Source organism: Clostridium sp. Marseille-Q2269 (genome assembly GCF_943736985.1).
In the GTDB taxonomy this organism is placed as follows: Bacteria; Bacillota; Clostridia; order Clostridiales; family Clostridiaceae; genus Clostridium_F.
Genome location: NZ_CALSFS010000003.1, coordinates 99,120 through 115,707 on the forward strand (window position 1 = coordinate 99,120; position 16,588 = coordinate 115,707).

Sequence of the window (16,588 nt, forward strand, 5' to 3'; positions counted from 1 at the left end):
GAGAAACAATAAAATTTGTTAAATCTCTATTGACAAATTGCGAATAAGCGATTATAATGTTAAATATCTGGTGATTATGGCTTGAAGGTAACACCCGTTCCCATGCCGAACACGAAGGTTAAGCTTCAAAGCGCCAATGGTACTGCAGGGGAGGCCCTGTGGAAGAGTAGGTCGTTGCCAGATATAAACATGGATCTTTAGCTCAGTTGGTTAGAGCAACCGGCTCATAACCGGTAGGTCCGGGGTTCGAGTCCCTGAAGGTCCACCATTTGGGGGTATAGCTCAGTTGGGAGAGCACCTGCCTTGCAAGCAGGGGGTCAGGAGTTCGAATCTCCTTATCTCCACCATTTAAACAGTCCTTAAAGGCCTGTTTTTTTATTACTAATAAATTAGAAAAAAGATATTGACTTTTGAATACATAAATGATATTCTTATAAAGTCGCAAATTTGGTCTTTGAAAATTAAACAGAGAATAAACAAGAAACATTCTTGTAACAGCCAGTAAGATAAGGTAATAAACCTTGTCAATGAATTTGAGAAGAGATTAAACTTTAAAATTGAGAGTTTGATCCTGGCTCAGGACGAACGCTGGCGGCGTGCTTAACACATGCAAGTCGAGCGATGAAGCTCCCTTCGGGGAGTGGATTAGCGGCGGACGGGTGAGTAACACGTGGGTAACCTGCCTCAAAGTGGGGGATAGCCTTCCGAAAGGAAGATTAATACCGCATAACATAGGAGAATCGCATGATTTTCTTATCAAAGATTTATTGCTTTGAGATGGACCCGCGGCGCATTAGCTAGTTGGTAAGGTAATGGCTTACCAAGGCGACGATGCGTAGCCGACCTGAGAGGGTGATCGGCCACATTGGAACTGAGACACGGTCCAGACTCCTACGGGAGGCAGCAGTGGGGAATATTGCGCAATGGGGGAAACCCTGACGCAGCAACGCCGCGTGGGTGATGAAGGTCTTCGGATTGTAAAGCCCTGTTTTCTAGGACGATAATGACGGTACTAGAGGAGGAAGCCACGGCTAACTACGTGCCAGCAGCCGCGGTAATACGTAGGTGGCGAGCGTTGTCCGGATTTACTGGGCGTAAAGGGTGCGTAGGCGGATGTTTAAGTGGGATGTGAAATCCCCGGGCTTAACCTGGGGGCTGCATTCCAAACTGGATATCTAGAGTGCAGGAGAGGAAAGCGGAATTCCTAGTGTAGCGGTGAAATGCGTAGAGATTAGGAAGAACACCAGTGGCGAAGGCGGCTTTCTGGACTGTAACTGACGCTGAGGCACGAAAGCGTGGGTAGCAAACAGGATTAGATACCCTGGTAGTCCACGCCGTAAACGATGGATACTAGGTGTAGGGGGTATCAACTCCCCCTGTGCCGCAGTTAACACAATAAGTATCCCGCCTGGGGAGTACGGTCGCAAGATTAAAACTCAAAGGAATTGACGGGGGCCCGCACAAGCAGCGGAGCATGTGGTTTAATTCGAAGCAACGCGAAGAACCTTACCTGGACTTGACATCCCTTGCATAGCCTAGAGATAGGTGAAGCCCTTCGGGGCAAGGAGACAGGTGGTGCATGGTTGTCGTCAGCTCGTGTCGTGAGATGTTAGGTTAAGTCCTGCAACGAGCGCAACCCTTGTTATTAGTTGCTACCATTAAGTTGAGCACTCTAATGAGACTGCCTGGGTAACCAGGAGGAAGGTGGGGATGACGTCAAATCATCATGCCCCTTATGTCCAGGGCTACACACGTGCTACAATGGTAGGTACAGAGAGACGCAAGACCGTGAGGCGGAGCCAAACTCAAAAACCTATCTCAGTTCGGATTGTAGGCTGCAACTCGCCTACATGAAGCTGGAGTTGCTAGTAATCGCGAATCAGAATGTCGCGGTGAATACGTTCCCGGGCCTTGTACACACCGCCCGTCACACCATGAGAGCTGGTAACACCCGAAGTCCGTGAGGTAACCGTAAGGAACCAGCGGCCGAAGGTGGGATTAGTGATTGGGGTGAAGTCGTAACAAGGTAGCCGTAGGAGAACCTGCGGCTGGATCACCTCCTTTCTAAGGAGAATAGAAAGAAGAAAATTCTTTCTAAAAGGCTGAATTCTCTGTTTAATTTTGAGAGACCATAAACATAAAGGTTTTTCAATATGGGTCTATAGCTCAGCTGGTTAGAGCGCACGCCTGATAAGCGTGAGGTCGATGGTTCGAGTCCATTTAGACCCACCATGTTCTTTGAAAATTGCACAGTGAATAAAGTAAAGCTAAAGGTATAAAAATCCTTTGTAATTAAAATGAAACTCACTCAGTAATGCTGAGGAGTACAGAATTCTAATAAATCTAAGATTTAAAGAATTCTTAATAGGTCAAGCTACAAAGGGCGCATGGTGAATGCCTTGGCACTAGGAGCCGAAGAAGGACGCGATAAGCTGCGATAAGCCTTGGGTAGCCGCAAATAGGCTGAGATCCAAGGATTTCCGAATGAGGAAACTCACATGGGTAACCCCATGTATTATGCACTGAATACATAGGTGTATAAGGGTAAACCCGGGGAACTGAAACATCTAAGTACCCGGAGGAAGAGAAAGAAAAATCGATTTCCTAAGTAGCGGCGAGCGAACGGGAAAGAGCCCAAACCAGAAACTTGTTTCTGGGGTTGTGGATAGATCATAAAAGAAGAGGTATCTTAATCGAAAAGGGCTGGAACGCCCTACCACAGAAGGTAATAGTCCTGTAGATGAAAAGAGAAGACTTTAAGATCTAATCCAGAGTACCACGAGACACGTGAAACCTTGTGGGAAGCAGGGAAGACCACCTCCCAAGGCTAAATACTACCTAGTGACCGATAGTGAAGCAGTACCGTGAGGGAAAGGTGAAAAGAACCCCGGAAGGGGAGTGAAATAGAACCTGAAACCGTGTGCCTACAACCGATCGGAGCACGTTAAAGTGTGACGATGTGCTTTTTGTAGAACGAGCCAGCGAGTTACATTATGTAGCAAGGTTAAGTACTTAAGGTATGGAGCCGAAGGGAAACCGAGTCTGAAAAGGGCGAAAAGTTGCATGGTGTAGACCCGAAACCGGGTGACCTATCCATGGCCAGGTTGAAGCGAGAGTAAAATCTCGTGGAGGACCGAACCACGTTGGTGTTGAAAAACCATGGGATGAGCTGTGGATAGCGGAGAAATTCCAATCGAACTCGGAGATAGCTGGTTCTCCCCGAAATAGCTTTAGGGCTAGCGTCGTGTAATTAAGTAATGGAGGTAGAGCACTGAATGGGCTAGGGGCTATAGTAGTTACCGAACCCTATCAAACTCCGAATGCCATGTACTTGTATCACGGCAGTCAGACTGCGAATGATAAGATCCGTAGTCAAAAGGGAAACAGCCCAGACCATCAGCTAAGGTCCCAAAGTGTAAGTTAAGTGGAAAAGGATGTGGGATTTCTAAGACAACTAGGATGTTGGCTTAGAAGCAGCCACTCATTTAAAGAGTGCGTAATAGCTCACTAGTCAAGAGATCCTGCGCCGAAAATGTCCGGGGCTCAAACTTACCACCGAAGCTATGGATGTATACTACGTATATATGGTAGGGGAGCTTTCTGTATGGGTTGAAGTCGTACCGTAAGGAGCGGTGGACTGTACAGAAGTGAGAATGCTGGCATAAGTAGCGAGAAATAAGTGAGAATCTTATTGGCCGAAAACCTAAGGTTTCCTGAGGAAGGTTCGTCCGCTCAGGGTTAGTCGGGACCTAAGCCGAGGCCGAAAGGCGTAGGTGATGGACAATCGGTTGATATTCCGATACCGCCTATTTACGTTTGAGAAATGGGGTGACGCAGAAGGATAAGATGTGCGCACTATTGGATGTGCGTCTAAGCACTTAGGCATGCTTGATAGGCAAATCCGTCAAGCTAAGCTGAGGTGTAATGGGGAGCCATTATGGCGAAGTATCTGATTCCACACTGCCAAGAAAAGCCTCTATCGAGTGAATAGGTGCCCGTACCGCAAACCGACACAGGTAGGTGAGGAGAGAATCCTAAGGCCATCGGAAGAATTGCTGTTAAGGAACTCGGCAAATTGACCCCGTAACTTCGGGAGAAGGGGTGCCTACGAAAGTAGGCCGCAGAGAATAGGCCCAAGCAACTGTTTAGCAAAAACACAGGTCTCTGCTAAAGCGAAAGCTGATGTATAGGGGCTGACGCCTGCCCGGTGCTGGAAGGTTAAGGGGAACACTTAGCGTAAGCGAAGGTGTGAACTTAAGCCCCAGTAAACGGCGGCCGTAACTATAACGGTCCTAAGGTAGCGAAATTCCTTGTCGGGTAAGTTCCGACCCGCACGAATGGCGTAATGATTTGGGCACTGTCTCAACAGCAAATCCGGCGAAATTGTAGTGCAAGTGAAGATGCTTGCTACCCGCGATTGGACGGAAAGACCCCGTAGAGCTTTACTGTAGCTTAGCATTGAATCTCGGTATTGTCTGTACAGGATAGGTGGGAGACTTGGAAACTTGGGCGTCAGCCTGAGTGGAGTCAACCTTGGGATACCACCCTGACAGTACTGGGGTTCTAACCGGCGGCCATGAATCTGGTCACGGGACATTGTTAGGTGGGCAGTTTGACTGGGGCGGTCGCCTCCTAAAAAGTAACGGAGGCGCCCAAAAGTTCCCTCAGCGCGGTCGGAAATCGCGCGAAGAGTGCAAAGGCAGAAGGGAGCTTGACTGCGACACATACAGGTGGAGCAGGGACGAAAGTCGGGCTTAGTGATCCGGTGGTACCTCGTGGGAGGGCCATCGCTCAACGGATAAAAGCTACCTCGGGGATAACAGGCTGATCTCCCCCAAGAGTCCACATCGACGGGGAGGTTTGGCACCTCGATGTCGGCTCGTCGCATCCTGGGGCTGAAGTAGGTCCCAAGGGTTGGGCTGTTCGCCCATTAAAGCGGCACGCGAGCTGGGTTCAGAACGTCGTGAGACAGTTCGGTCCCTATCCGTCGCGGGCGTAGGAAATTTGAGAGGAGCTGTCCTTAGTACGAGAGGACCGGGATGGACCAACCTCTGGTGCACCAGTTGTCACGCCAGTGGCACAGCTGGGTAGCTATGTTGGGACTGGATAAACGCTGAAAGCATCTAAGCGTGAAGCCAACCTCAAGATTAGATTTCCCATAGCGTAAGCTAGTAAGACTCCTGGAAGAACACCAGGTTGATAGGTCAGAGATGTAAGCATGGCAACATGTTAAGTTGACTGATACTAATAAGTCGAGGGCTTGACCAAAAATAAAATTCACTGTGTAATTTTGAGAGAAACAATAAAATTTGTTAAATCTCTATTGACAAATTGCGAATAAGCGATTATAATGTTAAATATCTGGTGATTATGGCTTGAAGGTAACACCCGTTCCCATGCCGAACACGAAGGTTAAGCTTCAAAGCGCCAATGGTACTGCAGGGGAGGCCCTGTGGAAGAGTAGGGCGTTGCCAGATATAAATATTCCGCGGTAGCTCAATGGTGGAGCACTCGGCTGTTAACCGATAGGTTGAAGGTTCGAATCCTTTCCGCGGAGCCAATTAATTTTATATTTTTGATTAAAATATTCCGCGATAGCTCAACGGTGGAGCACTCGGCTGTTAACCGATAGGTTGAAGGTTCGAATCCTTTTCGCGGAGCCATTTTATTTTTTGCATAATTTTATATAAAAGTTGTAATAAAAGTTATTAGATATGTAATATATATTTAATAGCTTTTTTATTTTTGTATCGTTTTATTGTATAGTTTGATTATTAAGAAAATTAGCAATTTTTGAAAGGATTTTATATTACCAAATAGAATATATATTTAAGCCATAAAATAGATAGGGGGAATTAATATGAATTATAGCACCACCAATCTAAGGAATATAGGCATAATTGGACATAGCGGATCAGGAAAAACTTCCTTAATAGAAGCTATTTTGTATTTTACTAATAAGGTTGATAGATTAGGTAGTATAGAAGAAGGAAATACTGTATCTGATTATGATGTAGAGGAGAAAAAAAGAAAAATATCTATATCTACTACAATACAACCTTGTGAATGGAAAGATAAAAAAGTTAATTTCATTGATGTACCTGGTTACTTTGATTTTGTAGGGGAAAAGATCCAAGGTTTAAAGGCTGCTGACATAGCACTTATAGTATTGTCAGCAACAGGTAGCATTCATGTTGGCACAGAAAAAGTTTGGAACTATACAACCAAAGAGAATATACCAAAAGTATTTTATATAAATAAATTGGATAAAGAAAATATGGATTTTGAAAATACTCTAAATAAACTCAAAGAAAGATATGGTGTTTCTGTAGTGCCTGTTCAGTATCCTATAGGAAAAGAACAGAATTTTAAAGGTGTAATTGATGTTATTTCTAATAAAGCAGAAATATTTGATGAAAAGACTCATAAAGCTCAGATAACAGAAGTACCAGATGAATTATTAGATAAAGTAGATCAATGTAGAAACATGATTGTAGAAGCTGTAGCAGAAACAGATGAAGTATTATTAGAAAAATATTTTAGTGAAGGAACACTAAGCGAAAAAGAAATATACCAAGGTTTAGTAAAAGGTACTGCAGCAGGAGAAATAGTTCCAGTAATGTGTGGTTCAGCTACAAAAGTTTTAGGTATGGAGACTTTTTTAGATGCTGTGGCTAAATGGTTTCCATCTCCTGTAGAGGCAAGAAAAATAGAAGCAATTGATAGTGAGAATAAAAACCATATAGAAATAAATTGTGATAATAAGAAGCCATTTTCAGCTATAGTTTTTAAGACTATTATAGATCCTTTTATAGGTAGATTGTCTTTATTTAAAGTAATGAGTGGAGTTATAAATGAAGAAAACTCCATTTATAATTCAACAAAAGATAAAAAAGAAAAGGTAGGGAAACTATATTATCTTTATGGGAAACAACAAATTCATACAGGTAAAATAATTTCAGGAGATATAGGTGCGGCAAGTAAATTGCAATATACTTCCACTGGAGATACCATATGTGATTTAAGTAGAAAGATAGTATTAGAAAAAATACATTTCCCTAAATCTAATATGACAATGTCAGCATTGCCAAAATCAAAAAATGATGAAGATAAAATGTTTTATGCATTAGATAAATTAATAGAAGAAGACCCTACCATAAGTATAACTAAAGATGTAGAAAATGCAGAAACATTAATATCAGGTATGGGGGATATACATTTAGAAATAATATCAAATAAAATAAAAAATAAATTTGGCACAGAGATTTCATTGAATTTACCCAAAATTCCATATAGAGAAACTATAAGAACCACATCCAAGGTTCAGGGAAAACATAAAAAGCAATCTGGAGGACATGGACAATATGGAGATGTATTTATAAAGTTTGAACCAAATAAAGATGGAGAATTCGAATTTATAAATAATATAGTTGGAGGAGTAGTTCCAAAACAATATATACCTGCAGTAGAAGAAGGAATTTTAGAATGCATGAAAAAAGGTGTACTTGCAGACTACCCTGTAATAGGGATTAAAGCTACAATATATGATGGTTCATATCATTCAGTAGATTCATCTGAGATGGCATTTAAAATTGCTGCATCTATTGCATTTAAGAAAGGAATAAAAGAAGCAAAGCCAACTTTATTAGAGCCTATAATGCATTTAGAAGTAATATCATCAGAAGAATATATGGGAGATGTCATAGGAGATATAAATAGGAAAAGGGGAAAGATATTAGGAATGGAGCAAGAAGCTAATAATCTGGAAAAGATTATAGCCGAAGTACCACAGGCAGAAATGATGACTTATGCAACAGACTTAAGGAGTATAACTCAAGGTATGGGTGAATTTTCTCTAAACTTTGAAAGATATGATGAGATTATAGATTCTGTTGAGATTGAAAAAGTATTGTCTAGTAAGAATAAAGTATAATATAAAAAAATCACCTAATTTTAGGTGATTTTTTTATATTATATTTTTTAAGATTTTACTAGGGACAATAAAATCTTCACTATTTTACTTATTATACATAAAACATAAATATTAGTAATAAAATGTGTATTATGTGAAATAATATTATAGAAAAACATATGTTATATTAAGCAAAAAGGGGAGATTTAATGTCAAGTTATCATTTAAATATTAAGGGGCCCATGGGATTAAGTGATTATAGTAGTATAAATGATTATATAAATATACTGGATTCTAAGGATGAGGTAATAATAGAAATGAATTGTGAAAAAAGCCAGAATGTAGAGATAATATGTAATATGTTAGAGAGAAGCAATTTTGAAATAAATAAGAAAGATGGATTGGAACAAAATTATTATATTGAGGCTCATAAAAAATAAATATAAGATAACTGTTACCGGTAATCATAATGCTACAAAATCGAGTCTTTTTCTGAAATATTATCCATATCAAACATATTTTCAGTAAGATTTTCTATCTTAAGTTTTTCATTAAGGCTTTTGTCGTTTTAAAATCAATTAAAAGCAGATTTCCCTTTATATTTGTTCTGAGAATAGAAAATATTATTCACTAGGATAATACCAATCTTTCTATAATTTTAGTTAGTAAAAAAATTATATTTCAAGAAATGGTATTATCCTTTAACTATTTTTCAAAATCCAATTTGTATAGAATAGTTGTAATTCCTTTGTACAAAACTTAGGCAGTTAAATTATAAAAAAGGATTTAATGAAGTATTCTTTTAAATTTACAAAATTAAGAGTAATATAGAGAAAACTAATAATATTTTCATATAATTTTATTAATTAAATCTATATGTATATTGAATAAACAAAATTTATTAATTATTATATTATTAAGGTCAAAGAAAGGCAAAGTCAAAGACGAGAGAAAAGGAATGATATTTATGGCTAGATTATCAGATGTGATAGAAGAATTTATAAAAGAACTGTTTCAAGAAAATGATGAATCAGAATTACAAATAAGAAGAAATGAATTAGCTAATTATTTTAGTTGTGCACCATCTCAAATTAACTATGTTTTAACTACTAGATTTACAAAAGACAAAGGGTACTATATAGAAAGCAAAAGAGGCGGTGGTGGATGTATTATAATTAGACGTATAGAGTTTTCTGATAATAGGGATGTGAAACAGATCATAATAGATAAAATAGGAAATAGTATTACATACGATAATGCAATAAATATTATAGATGGTTTAGTAGAGAGCAGGGTTATAACTCAAAGAGAAGCAATTATAATGAAAGTTACAATAAATGATAGAGTGTTTGGCAATATAGAAACAAATAAAAATATGTTGAGAGCTAATATACTAAAAAATATAATTATGGTTATAATTTAATATAAAAGTCGGGGGTGATTCTATGTTATGTGAGAAATGTAATAAGAATAATGCAACAGTTCATATAACAAAAGTTATAAATGGACATAAAGAAGAAGTTAATTTATGTGAAAGTTGTGCAAAGCAAGAACAGGGAATTGGAATAACAGATAATTTAAATATTATGTCATCTTTCTCAGTTCAAAATATATTAGCTAATATATTAGATTACATGAATAAACCTCAAGAGAAAAATAGGGAGTGTGAAATTACATGCCCTCATTGTGGAACAACCTACAATGAATTTAAAATGAAAGGTTTATTAGGATGCAGTGAATGTTACAAAGTTTTTAATGATAGTATAATCCCAATAATTAAAAGAATTCATGGCAGTGTAGGTCATACAGGAAAAATTCCTGAAAAATCTGGAAAGTATATAATAAAGCAAAAGAAACTAGAAAAGTTGAAAGAAAAATTGCAAATATGTATTAAAGAAGAAGAATATGAAAAAGCTGCGGAAATAAGAGATGAAATAAAGTTATTAGAAAATGAAACAGAAAAGGAGGCATAGACATATGAGTGAAGATAAAAAAGCTCCTTTATTAAATGATAACATGGTATTAAGCAGTAGAATCAGATTAGCAAGAAATGTAGACAAGGTACCTTTCCCCAATAAAATAGATAATAAAAATGGTAGAGACATTATATATAAAATAGAGAATGAATTTTATAAAGAAGTAGAAAAGGATAAATTTAAAACCATATATTTATGGAATTTACAAAAAAAAGAAGTGGATTCATTGTTAGAGAAGCATATTATTAGCTTTAACCTAATTAATAATATAAATAAAGCTGCTGTAATAATAGATGATTCTGAAAAAGATAGCATTATGATAAATGAAGAAGATCATATTAGAATACAAAGCATAACAACGGGTTTTAATTTAGAAAAGGCATTTGAAAAAGCAAATAATATTGATAACATCATTGAAAAAAATATAAATTTAGCCTTTGATAAAGACCTAGGATATTTAACATCATGTCCTACCAATATAGGTACAGGATTAAGAGCTTCTGTTATGATACATTTACCGGCTCTTTCTATGAATAATAGGATATCAGCACTATTAAATGCTATAAGTCAACTAGGAATGACAGTAAGAGGTATATATGGAGAGGGTTCTAAAGCATTAGGGAATATATATCAAATATCTAATCAGATTACTTTAGGATTGGATGAAACTGAGATAATAAATAATCTAAAAGCTGTAATAAAACAAATAATAAATGAAGAAAATATGGCTAGAGAAAAATTTATACAAAATTACGAATATGAAATAAAGGATAAAATATATAGATCATTAGCTTTGTTACAATCAGCAGTTCTGTTGGATAACTTAGAATGTTTAAATTATATATCTAATATAAAACTAGGAATAGAAATGTCAATAATAAAAGACATAGATGAGAATATAATTAATCAATTAATAGTAGATACTCAACCAGCTAATTTAACTAGAATTTATAATAAAGAAATGAATGATAAAGAAGGCAAGTATTATAGGGCTACTTTGGTTAAAGAAAGATTAAATAAATAAAATTTTAAGGAGGGTGATTAGTATGATGTTTGGAAGATTTACGGAAAGAGCTCAGAAAGTTCTTATGAACGCTCAAGAAGAAGCAGAAAAATTCAAACATGGATATGTAGGTACAGAACATATTCTCTTAGGAATTTTAATAGAAGATGGAATGGCAAAACAATTATTAAATAATTCTAATATAACAGAAGAAAAAGTTAGGCAGTTAATAGAGAGATATGAAGGAAAAGGAGAGATGGATCTTTATAAAAGTGAAATTCCACTTACTCCAAGAACAAAAAGATTGCTTGAAATAAGTTTACTAGAAGCAAGGAATTTAAATCATAATTATATAACTCCTGAGCATATATTATTAGGGTTAATAAGAGAAGCAGAAGGAGTAGCTTTTACTATTCTTTCTAACTTGGGATTAGATGTGCAAAGATTAAGACAGGAACTCATAAAAAATTTATCAGGGGAAGAAATATCTAGAGATAAGGATAGTAAAAAAAGATCTAAAAGTTCAACTCCTACATTAGATAAATATGGAACAGACTTGACTCGAATGGCAGAAGAAGGAGATATTGATCCAGTAATAGGAAGAGAAAAAGAAACCCAAAGGGTTTTAGAAATATTATGTAGAAGAACTAAAAATAATCCTTGTTTAATAGGAGAACCGGGAGTTGGTAAAACAGCCATAGCTGAAGGTTTAGCTCAAAACATAGTCAATGGTAATATACCAGAAATATTAAAAGATAAAAGAGTAGTTACATTAGATTTGACATCTATGATAGCAGGAGCTAAATATAGAGGTGAGTTTGAGGAAAGACTAAAGAAAATAATGGAGGAAGTAAAAAATTCTAAAGATACAATACTATTTATAGATGAAATTCATACAATAGTTGGAGCAGGAGCGGCAGAGGGAGCTATAGATGCTGCAAATATATTAAAACCTGCATTGGCTAGAGGTGAAATTCAATGTATAGGAGCAACTACATTGGATGAATACAGAAAATATATAGAAAAGGACTCTGCTCTAGAAAGAAGATTTCAACCTATAACTGTAGGGGAACCTACAAAAGAAGAAACTATAGAAATTTTAAAAGGATTAAGAGATAAATATGAAGCACATCATAGAGTTAAATTTACAGATGATGCTATATATGCAGCAGTTAATCTATCAGATAGATATATAAGAGATAGATTTTTACCAGATAAAGCAATAGATTTAATAGATGAAGCAGGATCAAAAGTTAGAATAGAAAACTTGATTGCACCGCCAGACTTAAAAAATATAGAAGAAGAATTAGATAAAGTTATTAAAGAAAAAGAAGATGCCATAAGAGTGCAAGATTTTGAGAAAGCAGCAAATTTAAGAGATAAAGAAAAAGAATTAAAAGAAAAATTGAATAATTTAAAAACAGATTGGAATGCTGAAAAAGAAGGATCCAATTTAATTGTATCTGAACAACAAATAGCATCAGTAGTTTCAAAGTGGACCAATATACCAGTAAATAAGCTTACAGAAAAAGAATCTGAGAGACTTTTAAAATTAGAGGATATTTTGCATAATAGAGTTATTGGTCAAGAAGAGGCTATTAAATCAGTATCTAGATCTGTAAGAAGAGCAAGAGTGGGATTAAAAGATCCAAAGAGACCAATAGGATCTTTTATATTCTTAGGGCCAACAGGTGTAGGTAAAACTGAATTAACAAAAGCTTTGGCAGAAGCTATGTTTGGCAATGAAAATAATATGATTAGAGTTGATATGTCAGAATATATGGAGAAACATTCAGTGTCTAGATTAATAGGATCACCTCCAGGATATGTAGGACATGATGAAGGAGGTCAATTAACAGATAAGGTAAGAACAAATCCATATTCAGTTGTATTATTTGATGAAATAGAAAAAGCTCATCCAGAAGTATTTAATATATTGCTTCAAATACTGGAAGATGGAAGACTTACAGATGGAAAAGGAAAAACAGTAGACTTTAGAAATACTATAATTATAATGACATCTAATGTGGGAGCATCTACTATAAGTAGGCAAAAAACATTAGGATTTAATACATCTGTAGAAAAAGAAAGAGAATCAGAGTACGAAAAAATGAAAGATAATATTATGAATGAACTAAAACGTTCATTTAGACCAGAATTCTTAAATAGGATAGATGATATAATAGTGTTCCATCAATTAAGAGAGGAGCATATTAAAGAAATAGTTAAGCTTATGCTAAAAACTGTTTCAGATAGAGTGAAAGATCAAGGTATAAAATTAGAATTCACAGAGAATGCTGAAAAAGTATTAGCAAAAGAAGGATATGATACCAACTATGGAGCAAGACCTTTAAGAAGAGCTATAACTAAAACTGTAGAAGATAAGCTGTCAGAGGAAATATTAAAAGGAAATATTACAAAAGGTGATTCAGTAAAAGTTAATGCAATTGAAGATAAATTAAGTTTTTCTAAGATTTAAATTATAAATTTAAGTTTAAACCAATAATTAAATTTATTTAATTATTGGTTTTTTACGATTTATATGATACAAATTGATGTTATAATAATACTGTTGTAATTAAGATTTGGAGTTGATTAAATGGCTAAAAATAAAATTGTTTATACATGTCAACAATGCGGGTATGAGTCTATAAAATGGTTAGGGAAATGCCCGGGATGTAATTCTTGGAACAGCATGGTAGAAGAAGAAAAGGAATCAATTAGTAAAGCTATAAAGAATATAAATATTAAATCAGAGCCTAAAGTAATATCAACAATAAAATCAAGTGAATATGAAAGATTAGATACTGGAATAAATGAACTAAATAGAGTTTTGGGCGGTGGAATAGTTAAGGGATCTCTAACTCTTATATCTGGATCTCCTGGAATAGGAAAATCTACAATACTTTTGCAAGCTGCTAATAATATTTCTGCTAAGTATGGTAAAGTATTATATGTATCAGGAGAAGAGTCAGAAGAGCAGATAAAAATGAGGGCAGATAGACTTGATGTAATATCAAAAGATATATACATACTTTCAGAAACAAATGTAGATATAATAAAAGAACATATTACTACAATACAGCCTAAATTTGTTATAATAGATTCTATACAAACTTTGTTTAAAAGTGAACTATCTTCAGCACCTGGTACTGTGTCTCAAGTTAGGCAGTGCTCTAACGATATTATGCTTATAAGTAAAAGCAATAGTATACCTTTTTTTATAGTGGCACATGTTACAAAACAAGGAGAATTAGCAGGGCCTAGAGTTTTAGAACATATGGTAGATACGGTACTATCTTTTGAAGGAGAGAGAACTCAAGAATTTAGGATACTTAGAACAGTAAAAAATCGTTTTGGAACTACTAGCGAAATAGGAGTTTTTGAAATGGCTGGAGAAGGTCTTCTAGAAATAAGTAATCCTTCTGCCGTATTTTTAGAAGAAACAGAATTTCAAACACAAGGTTCTATAATTATAGGTATAATGGAAGGTACTAGACCAATACTTATAGAAATACAAGCATTAGTAAGTGAAACAAAGGCTTATATGCCAAGAAGAACAGCAGTAGGTATAGACACATCTAGATTAAATTTAATTTTAGCTGTATTAGAAAAAAAACTTAATATACCTTTCTATAATTGCGATGTATATGTTAATGTAGTAGGAGGACTAGAGTTAACAGGTACTTTTGCAGATTTAGGATTAGCCTTAGCATTATTATCTAGTGCTAAATCAAAAGATATAAAATTACCTAAAGTTTTAGTGGTTGGAGAAATAGGTCTTACTGGGGAAGTACGTCCTGTAAGTTTTTGTGATAGAATAGTAAATGAAGGTATAAAAATGGGATTTACAAATATAATTATACCTAGTAGAAACAAAGATAAAATTTCTGTTAAAAATAATGTTAATTTAATTGGTATATCTTCTTTAAAAGAAGGTATTAGTAAAGTATTTTAATTGTGTAGGGTGAGAGAAGTGAGAATAGAAAAAGATAAGGAATTAATGAATATACTTAAAATAATGGCTCCAGGTACACCTCTTAGAGAAGGATTAGAAAATATATTAAGGGCTAAAACAGGTGGGTTGTTAGTTTTAGGTGATAGTGATCAAATATTAAAATTGGTTGATGGTGGATTTAAGATTAATTCAGAATATAGTCCATCTTATGTTTATGAATTAGCTAAAATGGACGGCTCAATTGTATTAAGCAGTGACTTAAAAAAGATATTATGTGCCAATGCTCAATTAATACCAGATTCATCTATACCTACTTTTGAAACAGGAACAAGACATAGGACTGCAGATAGAGTAGCTAAACAAACAGGGGCTATAGTAATAGCTATTTCTCAAAGAAGAAATATAATAACTGTTTACAAAGGTGGAATAAAGTATGTGTTAAGAGACAGTAGCATAATATTGGCAAGAGCTAATCAAGCGTTACAAACCTTAGAAAAATATGTAGCTGTTTTAGATAGAGTAGTAAACAATTTAAATATATTAGAGTTTAAAGATATAGCAACTTTATTTGATGTGCTAACTTCAATTCAAAGATCTGAAATGGTTATGAGAATAGTTAGTGAAATAGAGAGATATATATGTGAATTAGGAAATGAAGGAAGACTAATTGATATGCAATTAAGTGAATTAATAAAAAGTGTAGAAGAAGATGGTATACTTCTTATAAGAGATTATTGCAGCGGTAATATGGAATATGAAGAAATATATAAACAAATTCAAGGTCTTTCATCAGAGGAAATCTTAAATTTAGATGGACTATCAAAGATTATAGGATATGCAGGAGTACCTTTAGTAGATACTCTTATTTCACCACGAGGATATAGGATGATTAATAAAATACCAAGAATACCAAGTAACGTAATAGAAAATTTAGTAGCTAATTTTAACCAATTAAAATGCGTAATGGAAGCATCCTATGAACAATTAGACAATGTAGAAGGAATAGGAGAAGCTAGGGCTAAGGCCATAAAAAATGGATTAAGAAGACTTAGAGAACAGATAATGTTAGATAAAGTATAGCACAAAGTATTAAAATACTTTGTGCTATACTTTATCTCATACTATATTTACCTAATGTATTTATCTTATTATATTCTTTTAATAAGATATCATATAAGTTCAGATCTAGTAAGTTGCACAAAGAAGTCAAATAAAATAGATTATTTCCAATTTCTCTTTCAATTACATCTCTACAGTTATCGCAAAGATCTCCATTAACGTGAGATTTTAAACAATTTTTAAGAGAATCTATATCTATACTGTCTGAAGGCAATCTTTGCTTTTCTGAGTTAACTGAGATACAGCCACAATTGGTTATCGATTTAGCTATAGCTCTATTTACTCTAGCATTAGATTCGCTGTATTTAGTCAAAATATCTAATATACTCTTATGTCTTAAAAGAGAATCATTAACAGAATTTTGAAAATCATCAAAAATTATATCTTTCATAGGGCTCAACTCCTCATAAAGATTTCAATTTCATATGTGTACTATAAACTATTATAGTTTTCTAACATTAACCTTGTCAACAAGTGTATAAGTTAAATTATATTTATATCATAAAGGAAAAATCATATTTTTTATAGGGGGATATTTGTGTTAAATAATACCTATGCATAACTAAAGGAGGAAATGGAAAAAATATGAAGAATATATTATAATATAAAATATTAAGAAT

9 protein-coding genes, 5 tRNA genes and 4 rRNA genes are annotated in these 16,588 nt (G+C 34.9%); 17 read left to right on the forward strand and 1 reads right to left on the reverse strand.

Annotated elements, in window-relative coordinates; genetic code table 11:
- Positions 1-66: 66 nt before the first annotated feature.
- The 17 genes from rrf (NGI68_RS06505) to disA all read left to right on the forward strand — a co-directional run bounded on the left by rrf (NGI68_RS06505) (position 67) and on the right by disA (position 15,929).
- Positions 67-183 (forward strand): 5S ribosomal RNA (gene rrf, locus NGI68_RS06505).
- An 8-nt stretch (positions 184-191) separates the two neighbouring features.
- Positions 192-268: transfer RNA gene (locus NGI68_RS06510), tRNA-Ile, on the forward strand.
- Between the two features lie 3 nt (positions 269-271).
- Positions 272-347 (forward strand) — tRNA-Ala (locus NGI68_RS06515).
- A gap of 206 nt (positions 348-553) precedes the next feature.
- Positions 554-2,064 (forward strand): 16S ribosomal RNA (locus NGI68_RS06520).
- A 91-nt stretch (positions 2,065-2,155) separates the two neighbouring features.
- Positions 2,156-2,232 (forward strand) — tRNA-Ile (locus NGI68_RS06525).
- Positions 2,233-2,367: 135 nt separating this feature from the next.
- Positions 2,368-5,268: ribosomal RNA gene (locus tag NGI68_RS06530) — 23S ribosomal RNA — on the forward strand.
- A 92-nt stretch (positions 5,269-5,360) separates the two neighbouring features.
- A 5S ribosomal RNA gene (rrf, locus tag NGI68_RS06535) occupies positions 5,361-5,477 on the forward strand.
- The 16S, 23S and 5S rRNA genes sit together here with 5 tRNA genes alongside, the layout of an rRNA operon.
- An 8-nt stretch (positions 5,478-5,485) precedes the next feature.
- Positions 5,486-5,560 (forward strand) — tRNA-Asn (locus NGI68_RS06540).
- Between the two features lie 28 nt (positions 5,561-5,588).
- A tRNA-Asn gene (locus NGI68_RS06545) sits at positions 5,589-5,663 on the forward strand.
- Positions 5,664-5,860: 197 nt separating this feature from the next.
- Positions 5,861-7,933 (forward strand): elongation factor G, encoded by a 2,073-nt coding sequence (gene fusA, locus NGI68_RS06550; protein ID WP_251860680.1) that lies wholly within the window; start codon positions 5,861-5,863, stop codon positions 7,931-7,933.
- Positions 7,934-8,121: 188 nt separating this feature from the next.
- Positions 8,122-8,352 (forward strand): hypothetical protein, encoded by a 231-nt coding sequence (locus tag NGI68_RS06555; RefSeq protein WP_251860681.1) that lies wholly within the window; start codon positions 8,122-8,124, stop codon positions 8,350-8,352.
- 518 nt (positions 8,353-8,870) lie between these two features.
- Positions 8,871-9,335, forward strand: a complete 465-nt coding sequence (locus NGI68_RS06560) for a CtsR family transcriptional regulator (protein ID WP_251860682.1) — start codon at positions 8,871-8,873, stop codon at positions 9,333-9,335.
- Positions 9,336-9,357: 22 nt separating this feature from the next.
- The gene (locus NGI68_RS06565) at positions 9,358-9,885 is read left to right on the forward strand and encodes a UvrB/UvrC motif-containing protein (RefSeq protein ID WP_251860683.1); all 528 of its coding nucleotides are present in this window, start codon (positions 9,358-9,360) and stop codon (positions 9,883-9,885) included.
- 4 nt (positions 9,886-9,889) lie between these two features.
- The gene (locus tag NGI68_RS06570; protein ID WP_251860684.1) at positions 9,890-10,912 is read left to right on the forward strand and encodes a protein arginine kinase; all 1,023 of its coding nucleotides are present in this window, start codon (positions 9,890-9,892) and stop codon (positions 10,910-10,912) included.
- Between the two features lie 22 nt (positions 10,913-10,934).
- Complete coding sequence (locus NGI68_RS06575; RefSeq protein WP_251860685.1) at positions 10,935-13,370, forward strand: ATP-dependent Clp protease ATP-binding subunit; 2,436 nt, start codon at positions 10,935-10,937, stop codon at positions 13,368-13,370.
- Between the two features lie 120 nt (positions 13,371-13,490).
- Positions 13,491-14,849 carry a DNA repair protein RadA gene (gene radA / locus NGI68_RS06580; RefSeq protein WP_251860686.1) on the forward strand — a complete coding sequence of 453 codons (1,359 nt, stop codon included), beginning with the start codon at positions 13,491-13,493 and terminating at the stop codon, positions 14,847-14,849.
- Between the two features lie 18 nt (positions 14,850-14,867).
- The gene (disA, locus tag NGI68_RS06585; RefSeq protein WP_251860687.1) at positions 14,868-15,929 is read left to right on the forward strand and encodes a DNA integrity scanning diadenylate cyclase DisA; all 1,062 of its coding nucleotides are present in this window, start codon (positions 14,868-14,870) and stop codon (positions 15,927-15,929) included.
- 31 nt (positions 15,930-15,960) lie between these two features.
- Here disA and NGI68_RS06590 read toward each other — a convergent pair whose 3' ends face one another.
- Positions 15,961-16,359: a nucleoside triphosphate pyrophosphohydrolase family protein gene (locus NGI68_RS06590; protein ID WP_251860688.1), complete on the reverse strand. Its 399-nt coding sequence runs from the start codon at positions 16,357-16,359 to the stop codon at positions 15,961-15,963.
- Between the last annotated feature and the right edge of the window lie 229 nt (positions 16,360-16,588).

Excerpts from the sequence above, each read along its gene's own strand:
- fusA (WP_251860680.1), top strand. The coding sequence starts at position 5,861 with ATGAATTATAGCACCACCAATCTAAGGAATATAGGCATAATTGGACAT.
- NGI68_RS06560 (WP_251860682.1), top strand. The coding sequence starts at position 8,871 with ATGATATTTATGGCTAGATTATCAGATGTGATAGAAGAATTTATAAAA.
- NGI68_RS06570 (WP_251860684.1), top strand. The coding sequence starts at position 9,890 with ATGAGTGAAGATAAAAAAGCTCCTTTATTAAATGATAACATGGTATTA.
- NGI68_RS06555 (WP_251860681.1), top strand. The coding sequence starts at position 8,122 with ATGTCAAGTTATCATTTAAATATTAAGGGGCCCATGGGATTAAGTGAT.
- NGI68_RS06565 (WP_251860683.1), top strand. The coding sequence starts at position 9,358 with ATGTTATGTGAGAAATGTAATAAGAATAATGCAACAGTTCATATAACA.
- NGI68_RS06575 (WP_251860685.1), top strand. The coding sequence starts at position 10,935 with ATGATGTTTGGAAGATTTACGGAAAGAGCTCAGAAAGTTCTTATGAAC.
- NGI68_RS06590 (WP_251860688.1), bottom strand. The coding sequence starts at position 16,359 with ATGAAAGATATAATTTTTGATGATTTTCAAAATTCTGTTAATGATTCT.
- radA (WP_251860686.1), top strand. The coding sequence starts at position 13,491 with ATGGCTAAAAATAAAATTGTTTATACATGTCAACAATGCGGGTATGAG.